The organism is Caulobacter sp. 05T431 (genome assembly GCF_056665975.1).
In genome coordinates this window covers 135,187-153,200 of record NZ_JBFTKU010000004.1, presented here as the reverse complement: position 1 = coordinate 153,200, position 18,014 = coordinate 135,187, and the positions used below count along the sequence as shown (strand labels likewise).

Sequence of the window (18,014 nt, the reverse complement as noted above, 5' to 3'; positions counted from 1 at the left end):
ATGCTCAGCGCCATCGTCCGCTGGTCGCTGGCCAGGCCGCGCCTGGTCGCCGTCGCCGCCCTGTTGCTGTTCCTCTACGGCTGCATCGTGCTGGCCCACGCCAAGTTCGACGTCTTCCCCGAATTCGTGCCGGCTCAGGCCGAGATTCAGACCGAGGCCCCCGGCCTGACCGCCGAGCAGGTCGAGCAGTTGGTGACCCGGCCGGTCGAGCAGGCGGTCAACGGCGCGTCGGGCGTGGCCACGGTGCGCTCGGAATCCATCCAGGGCATCTCGATCGTCAGCGTCACCTTCGCCGAGGGGGCCGAGCCCTACCGCGCCCGCCAGGTGGTGGCCGAGGCCCTGGGCGAGGTGCAGGGCAATCTGCCCGCCGGCGTCCAGCCGCCCAAGGTGGCGCCCCTGACCTCGTCGACCATGGATCTGCTGAAGATCGGCTTCACCTCCGACAAGCTCAGCCCCATGCAGTTGCGCGACCTGGTGCAATGGACGGTGCGGCCGCGCCTGCTGGCCGCCGCCGGTGTCGCCCGCGCCACGGTCTATGGCGGCGAGATGCGTCGGTTCGAGGTGCGGGTGCGGCCCGACGACCTGGCGGCGCGCGATCTGTCGCTGGCCGACATGGTGGCGGCGGTGAAGGCGTCGACCGGGGTCAGCGGCGGCGGCTATATCGACACGCCCCAGCAGCGCATCCTGATCGACGCGCGCGGCCAGGCCATGACCGCCGCCGACGTCGCCGCCGCCCCGATCCCGAGCACCACCGGCGGCGCGCCGGTGCGGGTGGGCGACGTGGCCGACGTGGTCGACGCCCCGGCGCCCGACACCGGCACGGCGCTGATCATGGGCAAGYCCGGCGTGCTGGTGAACCTGTCCAGCCAGTACGGGGCCAACACCCTGGACGCGACCCATGCCGTGGAAGCCGCCCTGGCCGAGCTGAAGCCGGCGCTCGACGCGCAGGGCGTGAAGGTCGACGCCGGCCTGCACCGGCCCGCCAACTTCATCGCCGCCGCCCTCGGCGGCATCGCCGAGGACCTGGTGATCGGCGCGGTGCTGATCGCCGTGGTCCTGCTGCTGTTCATGCGCAACCTGCGCACGGTGCTGGTGTCGTTCGTCTCGATCCCGCTGTCGCTGCTGACCGCCGTGATCGTGCTGGACGCCATGGGCTGGACGATCAACACCATGACCCTGGGCGGCCTGGCCGTGGCCCTGGGCGTGGTGGTCGATGACGCGGTGATCGACGTGGAGAACATCGTCCGCCGCCTGCGCGCGCGCGGCGACGAGCCCGCCGCCGCCACGGTGCTGGCCGCCTCGCTGGAGGTGCGCGCGCCGGTGATCTACGCCACCCTGGTGGTCGCCCTGGTGCTGACGCCGGTGCTGATGCTGGGCGGTCTGCAAGGGGCGTTCTTCTCGCCCCTGGCGGCCTCGTTCATCCTGGCCACCGTCGCCTCGCTAGCCGTCGCCATCGTCGTCACCCCGCCGCTGTGCCTGCTGCTGCTGTCCAGCACCCGCCTGCCGGACGAGCCGGGCGCGATCCTGCGGGCTAAGGCCTGGCACGAGACCGTGCTGGTGCGCGCCGCCAGCCGTCCGGTGCTGGCCGTGATCGGCGCGATCCTGGCGACCCTCGTCACCGTCGCCGGCCTGATGCTGTTTAATTCCGAGCTGCTGCCCAGCTTCCGCGAAGGCCACTTCGTGCTCGGCGTCGCCGGCCCGCCCGGCACGTCCCTGACCGTGATGCGCAAGTACGGCGAGGGGATCACCCAGGACCTGCTGGCCATCGACGGCGTCCAGAGCGTCGAGCAGACCATCGGCCGCGCCTCGGGCGGCGAGGACACCTGGGGCACGGAGCGCAGCGAGTTCCACGTCGAGCTGAAGCCCAAGCTGTCGGGCAAGGACCAGGATCGCATCCAGGAGGAGATCCACAAGACGCTGGATTCCTATCCCGGCCTGGAGACCGAGGTCCTGACCTTCCTGGGCGACCGGATCGGCGAGTCCCTCTCGGGCGAGACCGCCGCCCTGGCCGTCGGCGTCTACGGCGCCGACCTCGACACCCTGGACAAGACCGCCGCCCAGATCGCCGCCGTCATGGAGAAGGTGCCCGGCGCGGTCGACGTGAAGATCCAGACGCCGCCCAGCACGCCGGTGGTCCGCGCCGATCTCGACCTGCCGGCCATGGCCCGCTACGGCCTGGCCCCGGCCGAGGTGCTGGACGCGGTGCAGACCGCCTATCAGGGCTCGGTCGCCGCCCAGGTCTATCAGGAGAGCCGCGCCCTCGACATCGCCGTGACCACCACGCCCGACAGCCGCCAGGACCCCGAGGCGGTGGGCGAGCTGCTGATCCGCGGGGCCAGCGGCCAGGTCGTGCCGCTCAAGACGGTGGCCCATGTCTACCTGACCGACGGCCGCACCAGCGTCTCGCACGAAGGCGGTCGCCAGCGGCAGGTGATCACCACCAACCCGCCGCCCAAGGACGCGGCGAAGGTGACCAAGGCCGTCGAAGCGGCCATCGGCGCCCAGGTCAAGCTGCCGCCGGGCGTCTATGTCGACTACCAGGGCACGGCCGCCGGCGCCCAGGCCGCGCAGCGCCAGCTGCTGTTCAACGTCGCCATCGCCCTGGTCGCCGTGGTCGCCGTGCTGCTCATTACCTTCGGCGACGGGCGCGCGGTGTGCCTGATCCTGGCCTCGGCGCCGTTCGCCCTGGTCGGCGGCGTGGTCGCCGTGGCCCTGACCGGCGGCAGCCTGTCGCTGGGCTCGCTGGTCGGCTTCGTGACCCTCTTCGGCGTGGCGGCCCGCAACGCCATCCTGCTGGTCTCGCACCTGGACCATCTGATCACGGTCGAGGGCCACGACTGGTCGCTGGCCACCTTGGCCCAGGCGACGCGCGAACGGGTGACGCCGATCCTGATGACCGCCCTGGTCACCGCGCTGGGCGTCCTGCCGTTGGCCATCCAGACCGGCCAGGCCGGGCGCGAGATCCAGGGGCCGATGGCCATCGTCATCCTGGGCGGCCTGATCACCTCGACCATCGCCAGCTTGGTCCTGCTGCCGTCTCTGATCTGGCGCTACGGCCGCGCGCCGCGTCCGGCCGACGCCTTGGAGGCCCGCTAGTCGCTGCTGGTCATCGGCCAGGCGCCGCCTGGCCGGCGTCCCAGCCGTCGAGGACGCCGAGCTGGTCCAGGCGGGTGAACAGGCGCGCGCTGTTGGTCCTGTTGGTCTCGACGATGCGGGCCAGTTGCGGCCGGGCGGAGTCGGGGGCGACCGCGACCAGGCCGCCCGCTCTGCGACGGCAGAAGCCGATCGTCTCCAAGGTCAGCAGGTGACGCCGGATGGTCTCGCCGGACACCCGCAGCGGACCCGCCAGCGCGCCGATCCTGACCGGCCGCCCCAGGCGCTCCGGGTCATGGCCCCAGTCCGGCAGCGCAGAAGGGGGCAGTTGTTCGATATTGGCCAGCACCAGGTCCAGCAGGACGATGCTGCTGACGACGCTGCCCGTGAGGGCGATCAGGTCGGTGCAGATCCGCAGCGCATATTCCGAGACCGCCCAGTTCGCGGCCCGCACCAGCGGCTCGCCCGTGGGCGGCGTGACTTCGCGCGCGGCTCGGTCAGGCAGGGCGCCCGCCGCCTTCATCGCCTGGTAGAAGTCGCGCGTGCGGGCGAAGCGGGCGCGCTGCTCGGCGATATAGGTGGGCGAGGTCACCGCCTCGCGCGGGATGATCACGCCCTGCGGGCCGATCACGCAGAGGCCGGCGCGGGCCATGTTGAGGAAGCGTCGCCGCACGGTCTCCAGGGGCAGTCGCAGCGAAGCGGCCACCGCATTGATGCTGACGGGGCGTCGCAATTCGTCGGGCGTGGAGACCTCGGGACCGCCATAGGCGGCCAACAGGCTTCGGTCCCGGGTCACCGGCGTCATGTTCGCGTCCAGCGCGACGGTGAAGATCAGGGCGTCGAGGAAATGGCGATCTCCCCGGGTGATCCGCACGACGTCGCGGATGAACGCGAGGGACGCCCGGGCGACCGCCCAAGGCTGAAGGTCCTGGCTCGCGCCCGTCGGAACAGAGGTCGGCGATGCGGCGCTCACGCGCGGCGTCCCTGTCGGACGACGCGGAGGCCAGGCGCCGGTGTCACCGGAAAAAACACGCAATGGGTAAGCTGAAGCATGCCAACTCGCGTAACCACAAGTAGTTAAATTCCGTCAACACTTTTGTGGGGGAACGCTTTGACCTTAACACCGATCCGCTCCTGGGTCCGCCCGACCCAGTACTGAGCCCCGCAAAGATGGTCGTCCCGCGAACACTTGCGCCCGCGCCCTCGCGCGGGCCGCCGCGAAGGTTGCGTCCGAGATCGCGGGCCTGACCTCTCTCGCGGCCGACCGTCAGGCCCGAACCCCACCCAACTCCTGAAAGGTGAAGCGTGTCGAACGACCGCTTCCGGCCGCGCGCGCCGGCGGAAGATTTCCGCGCGCAACGGAAGGTAGACACAGTGCAAGCGCCGACGCCTGAAAACGAGAACGACGCCATGGTGGGCATGGCCGCGGCTCCGAAGGCGGCGTGCGCCAAGCTCGCCCTGATGCTGCGCGGGTTGGAGAAGCTGGCCGCCGCGCGCGACCTGTCCAACGCCGACCGCGCCTCGGCCCGGACCCAGGTGCTGGAGATCGCCGGCCTGCTGTCGCAGAGCCGCAACCCGGACCTGATCGCGCTGCATGACGGCTTCCTGGCCCTGGCCGCGGGACTGGCGCTGATCCCTGTAGAGTCCGATATCGAGGTCGCCGCGCCGGGCCTCGCGCCCGTCGGTGGGCGAAACACGATCGGCAAGCGGATGAGCCGCGACCTGCGCCGGCTGGCCGTGGCCGTGGCTGCGATGGTGGCGGTGGCCGCCCCGACCCTGGCGGCGGCCGATCCGGCCCCGCCGCCCAATCCGACCGCCTCGTATCACGTCGACGACCTGATCACGAACCCGGCCACGGGCCAGCAGGAAGAGATCGCCGAGATCGTCAACGCGATCACGGTCCGCACCGAAAGCGGCAACCTGATCCTGGTGCCGATGGCCGCGGGCACCACCTTCACCGTCGCCGACCAGGGCACGGGGAACCACGCCGACGACGGCACGCCGGATCCCGCGGGGACCAGCAAGACCTATACCGTGGTGTCGGTCGACAACACCGATCCGGCCCATCCCAAGCTGAAGGTCAAGGACGCGTCCAACAACGTCGTCGCCTTCAACCTGGTCACGCCCTTGGTGAACCCGCCGGCCGGCTCCACGGGCGCCACCGACCCGAACGGCGCGCTGACCTCGTGGGGCGGCGCGGGCGACGTGGGCAACAGGATCTTCTCCAGCATCGGCGCCAACGGCAAGAACGGCGCCGACGGCGGCGGCGTGCGCATCTGCTTCGGCTGGTTCGGTTGCGTCACCGTCGGCAAGGAGCCGGGCAACGGCGGCGACGGCGGCAATGGCCAGACCGTCACGGCCACCGTCTACGCCGCCGACGGTCCGATCAAGACCTCGACCGACAAGCTGGCCGGCATCTTCGCCATCAGCCAGGGCGGCGACGGCGGCATGGGCGGCAACGGCTATGGCTACGTGGACAGCGGCACGGGCGGCAAGGCCGGCGCGGGCGGCGACGTCAACTTGACTAACCAGGCCGAGGTGGTGACCACCGGCAAGGGCGCGGCGGCGATCTTCGCCCAGAGCCGCGCGGGCAAGGGCGGCGATGGCGGCAACGGCTATGGCTTGACCGACGGCGCGGTCAGCGGCGCGGCCGCCGAGTCCGGCGACGTGAGGGTCTACAACTACGGCTATCTGCACACGGTGGGCTACGGCTCGGCGGGCATCTCGGCCCAGAGCCTGGGCGGCGGGGCGGGTACGGGCGGCTCCAGCTACGGCATCGTGGCCGGCGCGGCGTCGGGCAGCACCGGCGGCAACGCCGGCGGCGTCTATGTCGAGAACAACGGCGCCATCGTGACGGGCGACGAGTCCGGCTGGGACTTCAACGCCGCCGGCGAAGACATCAGCGGCTACGACGCCTACGGGATCATCGCCCAATCGATCGGCGGTTCGGGCGGCTCGGCCGGCGACGGCGCGGGCATCGTATCGCTGGGCGACACGGTGGCCGGGGCCGGCGGCGACGGTGGGACGGTGACGGTGGTCACTGGCTCGGGCTCGTCGATCCACACCTACGGCAAGGGCGCGACGGGCATCCTGGCCCAGTCGATCGGCGGCGGCGGCGGGGCCGGCGGCTATTCGATCGGCCTGGTCGCCCTGGGCGCCAAGGGCGGTTCGGGCGGCGACGGCAAGGCGGTGACCGTCCAGAACGCCGGCTGGATCACCACCGAGGGCGATTTCGCGCGCGGCGTGCTGGCCCAGTCGATCGGCGGCGGCGGCGGCGCGGGCAGCGACGCGGGCGGCCTGGTCTCGCTGGGCGGCAACGGCGGCGCGGCGGCCGACGGCGGCGACGTGTCGGTGACCAACACCGGCGCGATCAACACCTCCGGAGACCATTCCAGCGCCATCCAGGCCCAGTCGATCGGCGGGGGCGGCGGGGACGGCGGCTCGTCGGGCGGGGTGTTCCTGACCATCGGCGGCTCAGGCGACATCGGCGGCAAGTCGGGCTCGGTGACCGTCACCCACGGCGGGGCGATCCACACGGCGGGCGACGACTCCAACGGCGTCTTCGCCGAGTCGATCGGCGGCGGCGGCGGCAGCGGCGGCACGGCGTCCTCGATCTCGGTGTTCGCCGGGGCGGCGATCGGCGGCCAGGGCGACAGCGGCGGCGACGGCGGCGCGGTGACCGTCAACCTGGTCCCGATCTCCGTCGCGGTCGGCGGGGCCACGGTGGACGTCGATCCGACCATCGACACCAAGGGCGACCGCTCGCGCGGGATCTTCGCCCAGAGCGTGGGTGGGGGCGGCGGCGCGGGCGGCTTCGCCAGCGCCCTGACGGTGGGCTACGGCGGCGCCGCCAGCGCGGCGATCGGCGGCGACGGCGCGGTCGGGGGCAAGGGCGGCGGGGTCTGGATCGAGGGCGACGCCAGCATCACCACCAGGGGCGACAGCGCCGAAGGCATCTTCGCCCAGAGCGTGGGCGGCGGCGGCGGCGCGGGCGGCTACGCCTTGAGCCTGGCGGTCGCGGCCAGCCAACCGGCGGGCACGGCCTTCGCGGTCGGGATCGGCGGGCAAGGCGGCGGTGGCGGTGACGGCGGCCAGGTCGATATCCTGTCGGGCGGTTCGATCGACACCGACGGGCGGTTCTCCACGGGCCTGGTGGCCCAGTCGGTGGGCGGCGGCGGCGGGACCGGCGGCTACGCCCTGGCCTTTTCGGGGGCGGGCGGCGTCGCGGCGGCGGTGGCCGCGTCGGTGGGCGTGGGCGGCCAAGGCGGCGCGGGCGGCGACGGCGGCAATGTCGGCGCGGCGTTCGAGGGGAAGATCACCACCCATGAGGACGATTCCAAGGGCGCACTGATCCAGTCGGTGGGCGGCGGCGGCGGCGACGGCGGCTACGCGATCAGCGGCGCGGTGGTCCTGGCGGTCGGCGACGCGGGCGCGGGCGCGGCCGGCGTCGGCGGGACAGGCGGAACAGGCGGCGCCGGCGGTTCGGTGTCGGGCTACGTCGGGGGCGACATCACCACCTCGGGAGACCGTTCGACGGGCCTGGTGGTGCAGTCGGTCGGCGGCGGCGGCGGGGCGGGGGGCTTCGCGGTCGCCGGGGCGCTTTCCACGGCGGCGTCCGGCGGGGCGGTCGGCGTCGGGGTCGGCGGCGTGGGCGGCGGCGGGGGCGACGGCGGCGACGCCTATGGCTCGACCGGCGGAGTGGTCACCACCGGCGGCGACCAGTCGGTGGGCGTGCTGGTGCAGAGCGTGGGCGGCGGCGGCGGCAGCGGCGGTTTCAACGTCTCGGGCGCGCTGTCGCTGTCGACCGGCGGCGGCGGGGCGATCGGCGTGGGCCTGGGCGGCGCGGGCGGCGGCGGCGGCGACGGGGCCGGCGCGGTCGCCGACATTGGGGACGACGTGGTCACCTACGGCGATCAGTCKACCGGCGTGATCGTACAGAGCGTGGGCGGCGGCGGCGGCTCGGGCGGCTTCAACATCAGCGGCGGCGTCGATATCGGGACCGGCGGCGGCTTGGCCGTCGCGGTCGGCCTGGGCGGTTCGGGCGGCGGCGGCGGGACCGGCGGCGCGGTCGAGGCCACGGCCCACAACATCCACACCGAAGGCGACCAGTCGGGCGGCTTCCTGGCCCAGAGCGTGGGCGGGGGCGGCGGCAGCGGCGGCTTCAACATCTCCGGCGCGGCCTCGGCCGAGGTCGCCTCGGCCAACGCCCTGACCGTGGGCCTGGGCGGCTCGGGCGGCCAGGGCGGCGCGGGCGGAACGGTCAAGGCGACGCTGTCGGGCCTGATCACCACTCTGGGCGACCGCTCCGACGCGGTCGTMGTGCAGTCGGTGGGCGGCGGCGGCGGCTCGGGCGGAATCGACATCTCCGGCGCGCTGGCGGCCTCGGGCACGGGCGCGGCGTCGCTGAGCGTGGGGCTGGGCGGCTCGGGCGGTGGCGGGGGCGACGGCGGTGCGGTCGAGGGGCAGGTGGACGGCGTTGTGGCCACCCTGGGCGATGACTCCGCGGGCGTCGTGGCCCAGAGCGTGGGCGGCGGCGGCGGTTCGGGCGCGTTCAACGTCAGCGCCGACGCTGCCCTGAGCGGCGGGATCGGCGGGGCGGCCAGCGTGGGCGTGGGCGGCTCGGGCGGCGGCGGCGGCGCGGGCGGCAAGGTGAAGCTGGGCGTGACCGGCGTGGTGCTGACCTTCGGCGACGGCGCCGAGGCGGTGCTGGCCCAGAGCACGGGCGGCGGCGGCGGCGACGGCGGCTTCAACGTCTCGGGCGACCTGGGCGTCGCCGGCACGGCGGCCTTCGCGGCCAGCGTGGGCGTGGGCGGTTCGGGCGGCGGCGGCGGCGCGGCCGACGACGTGACCCTGGCGATGAAGAGCGGCGCGGCGGCGGGCGGCGATCCCGAAGCCGCCTGGGCGGCGGCCACCTATGGCGGCGACGCCGACGCGGTGACCGCCCAGAGCGTGGGCGGGGGCGGCGGCAATGGCGGTTTCAACGTGGCCGGAACGCTCGGTGCGGCGGGCKACGGCGGCGGCGCGGTCAGCGTCGGCGTGGGCGGCTCGGGCGGCGGCGGCGGTTCGGCCGGCGATGTGCTGGCCGCGATCATCGGCGACATCCAGACCGAGGGCGACCTCTCGCACGGCTTGTTGGCCCAGAGCGTGGGCGGCGGCGGCGGTAGCGGCGGCTTCAACGTCTCGGGCGCGCTGGGCGCTTCGGGCTCGGTGGCGGGCGCCGTCAGCGTGGGCGTCGGCGGCTCGGGCGGCGGCGGCGGCGACGGCGGGGCGGTGATCGCCGCGTTGACCGGTCAGGTCACGACCCTGGGCGAGCGGGCCTTCGCGATCAAGGCTCAGAGCGTGGGTGGCGGCGGCGGTGGCGGCGGATTCGACGTGGCCGGCGGCCTCAGCGCCTCGGGCGGTTCGGCGGCCACGGTCTCGGTCGGTGTCGGCGGTTCGGGCGGCGACGGCGGGAATGGCGGGGCGGTATCGCTCGAGGTCGCCGGCGGAGCCTCGACCCAGGGCGGCTTCAGCGACGCCATCGTGGCCCAGAGCGTGGGCGGCGGGGGCGGCGACGGCGGCTTCAACGTCTCGGGTACAGTCAACGCGTCCACCGGCAGCGGCGGCGGCGTCAGCGTGGGCGTCGGCGGTTCGGGCGGCGGCGGCGGCGACGGCGCGTCGGTGACCCTGACGGCCGCCAGCGAGCTGGCGTCGGGGACGGGCGACAGCGGCGTCCTGGCCCACACCGAAGGCGCGGCTTCGCGCGGGGTGCTGGCCCAGAGCGCGGGCGGCGGAGGCGGTTCGGGCGGCTTCGACATCKCCGGGGCGCTGTCGGTCACCGGGCAGTCCGGCGCCGGCGTCGCGGTGGGCGTGGGCGGTTCGGGCGGCGACGGCGGCGACGGCGGGAGCGTCCAGGCGACCCTCCGCGGCGATGTCGAGACGGCAGGCGGCGGCTCGGCCGGCGTCACGGCCCAGAGCGTGGGCGGCGGCGGCGGGGCGGGGCCGTTCAACGTCACCGGCACGACCACGATCGCCGCGGCCGGCGGCGCCTCGATCGGCGTGGGCGTCGGCGGTTCCGGCGGCGACGGCGGCGGCGGCGGGAGCGTCGACCTCGACATCATCGGCCAGATCCTGACCGAGGGCGGCGACAGCGACGGCGTCATGGCCCAGAGCGTGGGCGGTGGGGGCGGCTCGGGCGGCTTCAACGCCACCGGCCAGATGTCGATCACGGCCGACGCGGCGACCAATATCGGCGTGGGCGTCGGAGGCTCGGGCGGCGACGGCGGCTCGGGCGGCGACGTGGCCCTGGTCCTGGCCAGCAACGCGGCCTCGGCGACGGGCGACTCCAACTACGTGGCCTACACCAAGGGCTACGGCTCGCGCGGCGTGGTGGCCCAGAGCGTGGGCGGCGGCGGCGGTTCGGGCGGCTTCGACATCGCGGGCCAGCTGTCGATCGCGGCCGACACGGCCACCAATGTCGGCGTGGGTGTCGGCGGTTCGGGTGGCGACGGCGGCGATGCGGGCGCGGTGTCGGCCGAGGTCACCGGCGACGTCTTCACCCGGGGCTCCAAGGCCGTGGGTCTGCTGGTGCAGAGCCAGGGCGGTGGCGGCGGCGCGGGCGGCTTCAACGTCAGCGGCGGGATCACCGTCGCCACCGACGCGGCTTCGGTGCTCGTCGGGATCGGCGGTCTCGGCGGCGGCGGCGGCGACGCCGGCGCGGTGGTCGCCGACCTGGTCGGCGACGTCCACACCAAGGGCGACGCGGCCAAGGGCGTGGCCGTGGTCAGCCAGGGCGGCGGCGGCGGCGTGGGCGGCATGAACGTCACCGGCGGCCTGTCGGTGACGGCGGCCGAGGTGCAGAGCGGCCTGATCGGCGTCGGGGTCGGCGGGTTCGGCGGCGGCGGCGGCGACGGGGCGGCGGTGACCGCCAGCCTCACGGGCGACATCCATACCGAGGGCGACGACGCCATCGGCGCGCTGATCCAATCGCTGGGTGGCGGCGGCGGCGCGGGGGCGATCAACGTCACCGGCGCGATCAACATCGCCTCGGGCGACGCGGGCACGGTGGCGATGGGCCTGGGCGGCTTCGGCGGCGTGGGCGGCGACGCCGGTGACGTCACCGTCACCCACACCGGCTTGACCCAGACGGACGGCCACAGCTCGGACGGGATCAGCGTCCAGTCGGTGGGCGGCTCGGGCGGTTCGGGCGGGCTGAACGTGACCGGCACGATCTCGGTCAGCCTGGAGAGCGACTCCCTGGGCCTTGGCCTGGGCGTCGGCGGCTTCGGCGGCGGCGGCGGCGATGCGGGCGACGTGACGGCGACGATCACCGGCAGCGTCACCACCGGCGAGGACGTCACGACAGGCTACGTCCGTGATGCGCAAGGTCGGGTCGTGGGCGAGACCAACGGGATGGGCTCCAGCGGCGTGATGGTCCAGTCGCTGGGCGGCGGCGGCGGTTCGGGTGGGATCAACGTCACCGGCGATCTGGTGATCAACGGCGGTTCCGACAGCGCCGGCCGCGCGGCGGCCATCGGCATCGGCGGCTTCGGCGGCTCTGGCGGCGACGCGGGCGACGTCACGACGACCATCGCGAGCACGCAGGACGAGCGCACCGTCATCACCTCGAAGGGCGATACGGAATCGGCGGTCGTCATCCAGAGCATCGGTGGCGGCGGCGGCGGCGGGGCGATCAACGTCGCGGGCAGCTTCGCGCTGGACGGGTCGGCCACGCTGGGTGTCGGCGGCTTCGGGGGCGGCGGCGGCAAGGGCGGCGACGTCACGGCGGCGGTCGACGCCGACCTCTCGGCCCACGGCTGGCGTTCGCGCGGCCTGCTGGTCGAGTCCCTGGGCGGCGGCGGCGGCGACGGCGGCATCAACATCGCCGGGGGGATCAAGGGCGGTTCCGACAGCTCGGAGCCGGTGATCGCGTTCGGTGTCGGCGGCGGCGGTGGGAACGGCGACGTCGCGGGCGACGTCTCGGTGGTCCAGACGGGCGACGTCTGGGTCCAGGGCGTCGAGGCCGGCGGCGTGCTGGTGCGCTCGATCGGCGGCGGCGGCGGCGACGGCGGCCTGAACGTCACGCTCTCGGCCACCAACGGCAGCAGCGAGGAACGCGGCTACGCCCTGGGCGTCGGCATCGGCGGCAACGGCGGGGTCGGGGCCGACGCGGGCGACATCTCACTGGTCAGCGTTGGCGACGTGATCGTCAACGCCAAGGCGGTGACCGACGCCGCGGGCAAGACCCGCCTGGCGTCCGCGACCTTTACCGGCGGCGCSAAGGGCGTGTCGGTGATGGCCATCGGCGGCGGCGGCGGCTCGGGCGGGATCAACGTCACGGGCGTGGTGGCCCTGTCGGGCAGCCCGCTGACCATCGGCGTCGGCGGTTCGGGCGGCGCGGCCGGCGACGGCGGCGACATCACCGTCGTGCGCGGCGATCCCGACGACGACGAAGTCCGGGCCGGCTCGGTCGTCACGTTCGGCGACAACTCGACCGGCGTCTACGTGGAGTCCACGGGCGGCGGCGGCGGCGACGCGGGCGTCAACGCGGTGCTGGGCCTCTCCACCGCGGGCGTGGACGCCGACACCGCGACCAGCAAGAGCCTGGCTGTGTCGATGGCGATCGGCGGCAACGGCGGCGCCTCGGGCGACGGCGGCGAGGTCAACGTGACCAACCGCGGCGACATCTCGACCGACGGGGCCAATTCCGACGGCCTGGTGGTGCTGTCCCAGGGCGGCGGCGGCGGCAACGCCAACTACAACATCGGCGCCGGCTATTTCCCCAAGACCACGGCCCTGGCCCTGGCGCTGGGCGGCGACCCCACCTCGGGCGGCGACGGCGGCGACATCACCCTGGTCCAGGACGGCTCGATCGTCACCAAGGGCGACGATTCCGACGCGATCATCGTGCAGTCCCTGGGCGGCGGCGGCGGCAACGCCATGCTCAACAGCAACTTCGCCTTTGGAGCCAGCAACAAGCTGGCCATCGCGATCGGTCGCGAGGGCGGAACCGGCGGGGCCGGCGGCGATCTGTCGATCGACATCAGCGGCGCGCTGGACACCACCGGCGACCGCTCCGGCGGCCTTTACGCCCAGTCGATCGGCGGCGGCGGCGGCAAGAGCGGCGCGATCTCGGTCGGGGCCCAGACCGCGACCGGCAGCGACGCCGAAAGACAGGTCTACGAAGCGGGCATGACCATCGGCCTGCAAGGCGCCCAGGGCGCCGACGGCGGCCGGATCGTGGTGACCAGCGACGCCCAGGTCGTCACGCGCGGCGACGAGGCCCGCGGCCTGCTGGCCCAGTCGGTCGGCGGCGGCGGCGGCGCGGGCGGCATGGCGCTGAACCTGATCATGAGCACCTTCACCGGCAAGGTCGTGCTGGGCGGCGATGGCGGGACCGGCGGCGACGGCGGCGCGGTCGGCCTGACCCAGAGCGGCCTGGTCTGGACCTCGGGCGACCGGTCCGACGGCGTCCTGGCCCAGAGCGTGGGCGGCGGCGGCGGCGTGGGCGGGGCGACCGTCACCATCGCCAGGCCGGTGGAGGCCGCCCGGAGCGACTCCTCGGCCGGCGCCATGAGCATCGCCCTGGGCGGTTCGGGCGGCGCGGGCGGCGTCGGCGGCGCGGTCGATGTCCTCAACGAGGGCCAGATCGCCACCGAAGGCCAGTTCGCCGACGGCATACGAGCCCAATCGGTGGGCGGCGGCGGCGGCGTGGGCGGCGCGACGCTCAGCTCGTCGTCCGACACGACCCAAGGCGCCGGCGGCGCCAGGACGGCCTCGCGCATCTCGGCGTTCATCAACATCGGTGGCTCGGGCGGGACCGGCGGCACGGGCGGGACGGTCGACGTCGTCAACACCGGCCTGATCTGGACGAAGGGCGATTACTCGTCTGGCGTCTCGGCCAACAGCATCGGCGGCGGCGGCGGCGACGCCGGGATCATGAACGACGGCGGCTCGATCTCGTCCGGCGAGCGCTCGACGACGCGCACGGCCTTGAACATCGGCGGCTCTGGTGGGAGCGGCGGCACGGGCGGCGACGTCACCGTCACCAACCGACCGGTCGCCGACGACGACCAGTCCGGCCTCATCGTCACCGAGGGCAAGGAGTCCTATGGAGTCTTCGCCCAGTCGATCGGCGGGGGCGGCGGCAACGGCAGCTCGATCCGATCGGTCAACCTGATCACGGGCGGCAAGGGCACCACTGCCGCGTCGCTGAACATCGGCGGCGCGGGCGGCTCGGGCAACACCGGCGGCGAAGTGACCGTCCAGAACGACGGGGTCATCGGCACCAGCGGCGACGGGGCGCACGGAATCCTGGCCCAGTCGATCGGCGGCGGCGGCGGCAACGGCGGCATGGTGCTGACCCTGGGACTGGACTTCGGCAAGGAAACGTCCTCGCCCGCGATCTCGGTGGGCGGGATCGGCGGCGACGGGGGCGACGGCGGCGACGTGCTGGTCGAGAACGCCGGCTCGATCGTCACCCTGGGCGACAACGCCGACGGGATCGTGGCCCAATCGATCGGCGGGGGCGGCGGCAACGCCGGCGCGGCGATCTCGGCCTCGATCGACGCCGGGGTCATCGCCGTGTCGGGCCTGGTCAACGCCGTGCTCGGCGCGGTCGGGACCGGCGACGGCGGCCAGGGCGGCGAGGTCGCGGTCGTCCAGTCCGGCGACATCACCACGCTGGGCGAGGGCTCGCAGGCCATCGTGCTCCAGAGCATCAACGGCGGCGGCGGCCAACTGGCTTTCGACATCACGCAGGTCTACGGCCGCAAGGGCTTGCCGGTCGGCGGCTCCAACGACCCCGCCGCGACGGCGGATCCGCGGGTCTCCGCGCGGGCGGGGGCCGAGGGCGCGACCGACATGAACGCCGGCTCGGTGTTCCTGGTCTCGAGTGGCACGTACCAGGTGGGCGGCGCCAACGCGGCCGGCATCTTCAACCAGTCGATCGGCGGCGGCGGCGGCGTGCTGCGCGTCAATCTGGAGGTCGCGGCCACGCCCCAGGACGAGGTGTCGACCCTGTCGGCCCTGGCGGTCGACCCGACGGCCGAGGTCGGCGGCGAGGCCATGCCCCTGGCGGTGGACGTGGCCCTGGGCGGGATCGACGGCGCGCGCAATCTCGGCGGCGACCTCGACAACAACCAGACCGGCGACATCCTGACCAACGGCGCCCATTCGCCGGGCGTGCTGGACCAGTCGATCGGCGGCGGCGGTGGCCGGGCGGTGGTCACGGTGGACGTGGCGCAGGGCGCCTCGGTCGGATCGGTGTCCGTGGCCCTGGGCGGCCAGAACGGGACCGACGAGGGCGGGGGCGCCGTGGTCCGCGACCACCAGGGCCGGATCACCACCACGGGCGCCCTCGGCGCGGGCGCGATCCTGCAGAGCGTGGGCGGCGGCGGCGGCGTGGCCGACGTCGTCGTCACGGGCGCGGACGCGGCGACGGTCGCCCCGACCCTGAGCCTGGGCTCGACCGGCGGGACGGACCTGTCGGGCGGGGCGGTCACGGCCCGCTTCGACGGCGCGATCGTCACGACGGGCGATCACGCCGCGGGCCTGCTGGTCCAGTCGATCGGCGCGGGCGGCGGCGTGGTCAACCTGACCAGCCCCGGCGGAGGCGCGGCCAGCCTGGGCGCGACCGGCGGCGCGGCGGGCGACGGCGGCGATGTCACGCTCGACCAGGACGGCGTCATCGTCACGGCCGGCGCGGGGGCGCACGGTGTGCTGCTGCAGTCGATCGGCGGCGGCGGCGGGGCGGTGCTGGGCGGCGGCGTCGACGGCGTGACCCTGAACCAGGACAACAGGGGCGACGGCGGCGACATCGCCTTCACCCAGGCCGGCGGCGTGTTGACGACGGGGGCGGGGGCCTACGGCGTCGCGGTCCAGAGCCTGGGCGGTGGCGGCGGCTGGATCGACGGCGTCCACCAGGGCACGGCCGGCGGCGAGGGGGCGGGCGGTTCGATCGCCCTGACCCTGGCCGACGACGTCATGGCGGTCGGCGCGGACGGCGTGGCCGTCTTCGCCCAGAGCCACGGCTCCAGCGGCGCGGGCGACATCGACATCGCCCTGGACGGCGTGACGCGCGGCGGCTCGGGAACGGGCGCGGGCGTCGTGATCGACGGCGGGGCCGACAACACCCTGGTCAACACGGGGCACCTCTCGGCGACCTCGAACCTGGCCATCCGCACCTCGGGCGGCGACGACCATGTCGACAACCGGGGCGTGGTCATCGGCGACGTCGATCTGGGCGGCGGCGACAACAGCTTCGTCAACCAGGACGGCGCGACCTTCATCGCCGCCCATTCGATCGTCCTGCGGGAAACGGCGACGACCCATCTGGCCTCGGCCCGCATGGCGGCCTTCTCGCTGTCGCCGGCCGCGACGCCGGGCGGGACCTTCACCAACAGCGGCAACTTCGTGATGGGCCTGTCGGCGCCGCGCACGCCGATCGACCTGGCCGGCGGCGCGCAGTTCGCCAACTACGACGACCTGGGCGATCCGGCCTCCAATCCCTATTACGGGCTTCGCGTGATCAGCACGGTCGCGATCGACGGCGACTTCGTCCAGACCTCGACGGGTCGCATGGCCTTCGACGTGGCCTTCGGGCCCTATGCGTCCGACCATGTGGACGTCACGGGATCGGCCAACGTGGCCGGGACGGGCGAGGTGACCCTCACCTGGCTGCAGGACGCCAAGCCGGTCACCCTGTTCGCGTCCGGTTCGGCCGTCGACAACGGCCTGAAGATCACCGACACCCTGGCGATGGACTACCGGATTCAGACGGGCTCTGCCGGTGTCCAGCTGGCGTTCACGCCGCACTTCGACCAGGCCTTCCTGAACGGCAACGGCCAGGCGCTGGGCCGGCACATGAACGCGGCGATCCAGGCCGGCGACTCCGGCGGCATGGGTCGTCTGATGGCCTTGATCGGCAATCTGGAAGCCGGCCAGGAAGCGGTCTATTCGCGGATCTTCGGCGAGCTCAATCCCGAGCCATACCTGGCGCCGCTGCGCAGCCAGCTGTACTCGGCCAACAGCTTCTCCAGCCAGCTGTTCGACTGCGCCGGCCCCGGCGCGAGCCTGGACGGCAAGTGCGCCTGGGCGACGATCGAGCGGGTCACCTCGCGCGGCGAGGCCGACGCCCAGACCCTCGGCGCCAAGGTCGAGGGCGGGCGCCTGCGCGGCGGTTTCGAACGTCCGCTGTCCGGCGACTGGTCGCTGGCCGCGGCGGTCGGATACGAGCGGCTGGACCGAGTCGATGTCGACCACATGCGCTCGCTGGCCGAGGGGCAGGGCTTCAACGCCGGCTTGGGCCTGAAGAAGCGCAGCGACCGCGGCGACCACGGCTCGGCGGAGATGGCGTTCTCGCTGTCCGGCGGCTGGCAGTGGATGGACACCACGCGCGCGGTGGAGGTCTTCGCGCCCGGACGGGGCGAGGCCCAGCCGGAGAGCGGCTATCTGCGCACCGACGCGCGCTTCGCCTATGTGGTCGAGAACGGACGGCTCTTCGTGCGGCCGGCGCTGAACGTCTGGGCCACCGGCCTGCACCAGCAGAAGTTCGCCGAGGGCGGCCTGGGCGGCCTGGGCGCGAGCGGCGCTTCCCACACCCAGTTCATCGGCACGGCCAATCCGGAGGTGACGCTGGGCTTCGTGATGCGCCAGGGCGTGCGCAGCCAGACGGCGGTGGCGTTCCGGGTCGGCGGTCTGTTCAATACGACCGACCGGATCGAGATGCCGTTCCGCCTTGTCGGGGCCAATCCGGCGTCCGAAGCGGCGCGGATCGGCACGACCCTGGACCGCAGCGCCTATACGGCGGGCGTCGACTTCCACGTGATCGGAGACGACCGCGTGTCGGTGCGCTTCAACTATGACCGGGAGTTCGGCGACCGGACCCGCGCCCAATCGGCCGGCCTCGATATCCGGGTCCGCTTCTAGCGGGCTCGGATATC

3 protein-coding genes are annotated in these 18,014 nt (G+C 73.9%); 2 read left to right on the top strand and 1 reads right to left on the bottom strand.

The window, feature by feature from the left end; genetic code table 11:
* Positions 1-3,096: an efflux RND transporter permease subunit gene (locus tag AC1U89_RS05635; RefSeq protein ID WP_479898753.1), complete on the top strand. Its 3,096-nt coding sequence runs from the start codon at positions 1-3 to the stop codon at positions 3,094-3,096.
* 10 nt (positions 3,097-3,106) lie between these two features.
* Here AC1U89_RS05635 and AC1U89_RS05630 read toward each other — a convergent pair whose 3' ends face one another.
* Entirely contained in the window at positions 3,107-4,066 is a 960-nt protein-coding gene (locus tag AC1U89_RS05630; RefSeq protein ID WP_479898752.1) for a hypothetical protein, read from the bottom strand.
* Between the two features lie 401 nt (positions 4,067-4,467).
* Between AC1U89_RS05630 and AC1U89_RS05625 the strand changes: the two genes are divergently transcribed.
* The gene (locus AC1U89_RS05625; protein WP_479898751.1) at positions 4,468-18,000 is read left to right on the top strand and encodes a hypothetical protein; all 13,533 of its coding nucleotides are present in this window, start codon (positions 4,468-4,470) and stop codon (positions 17,998-18,000) included.
* The last annotated feature ends 14 nt before the right edge of the window (positions 18,001-18,014 follow it).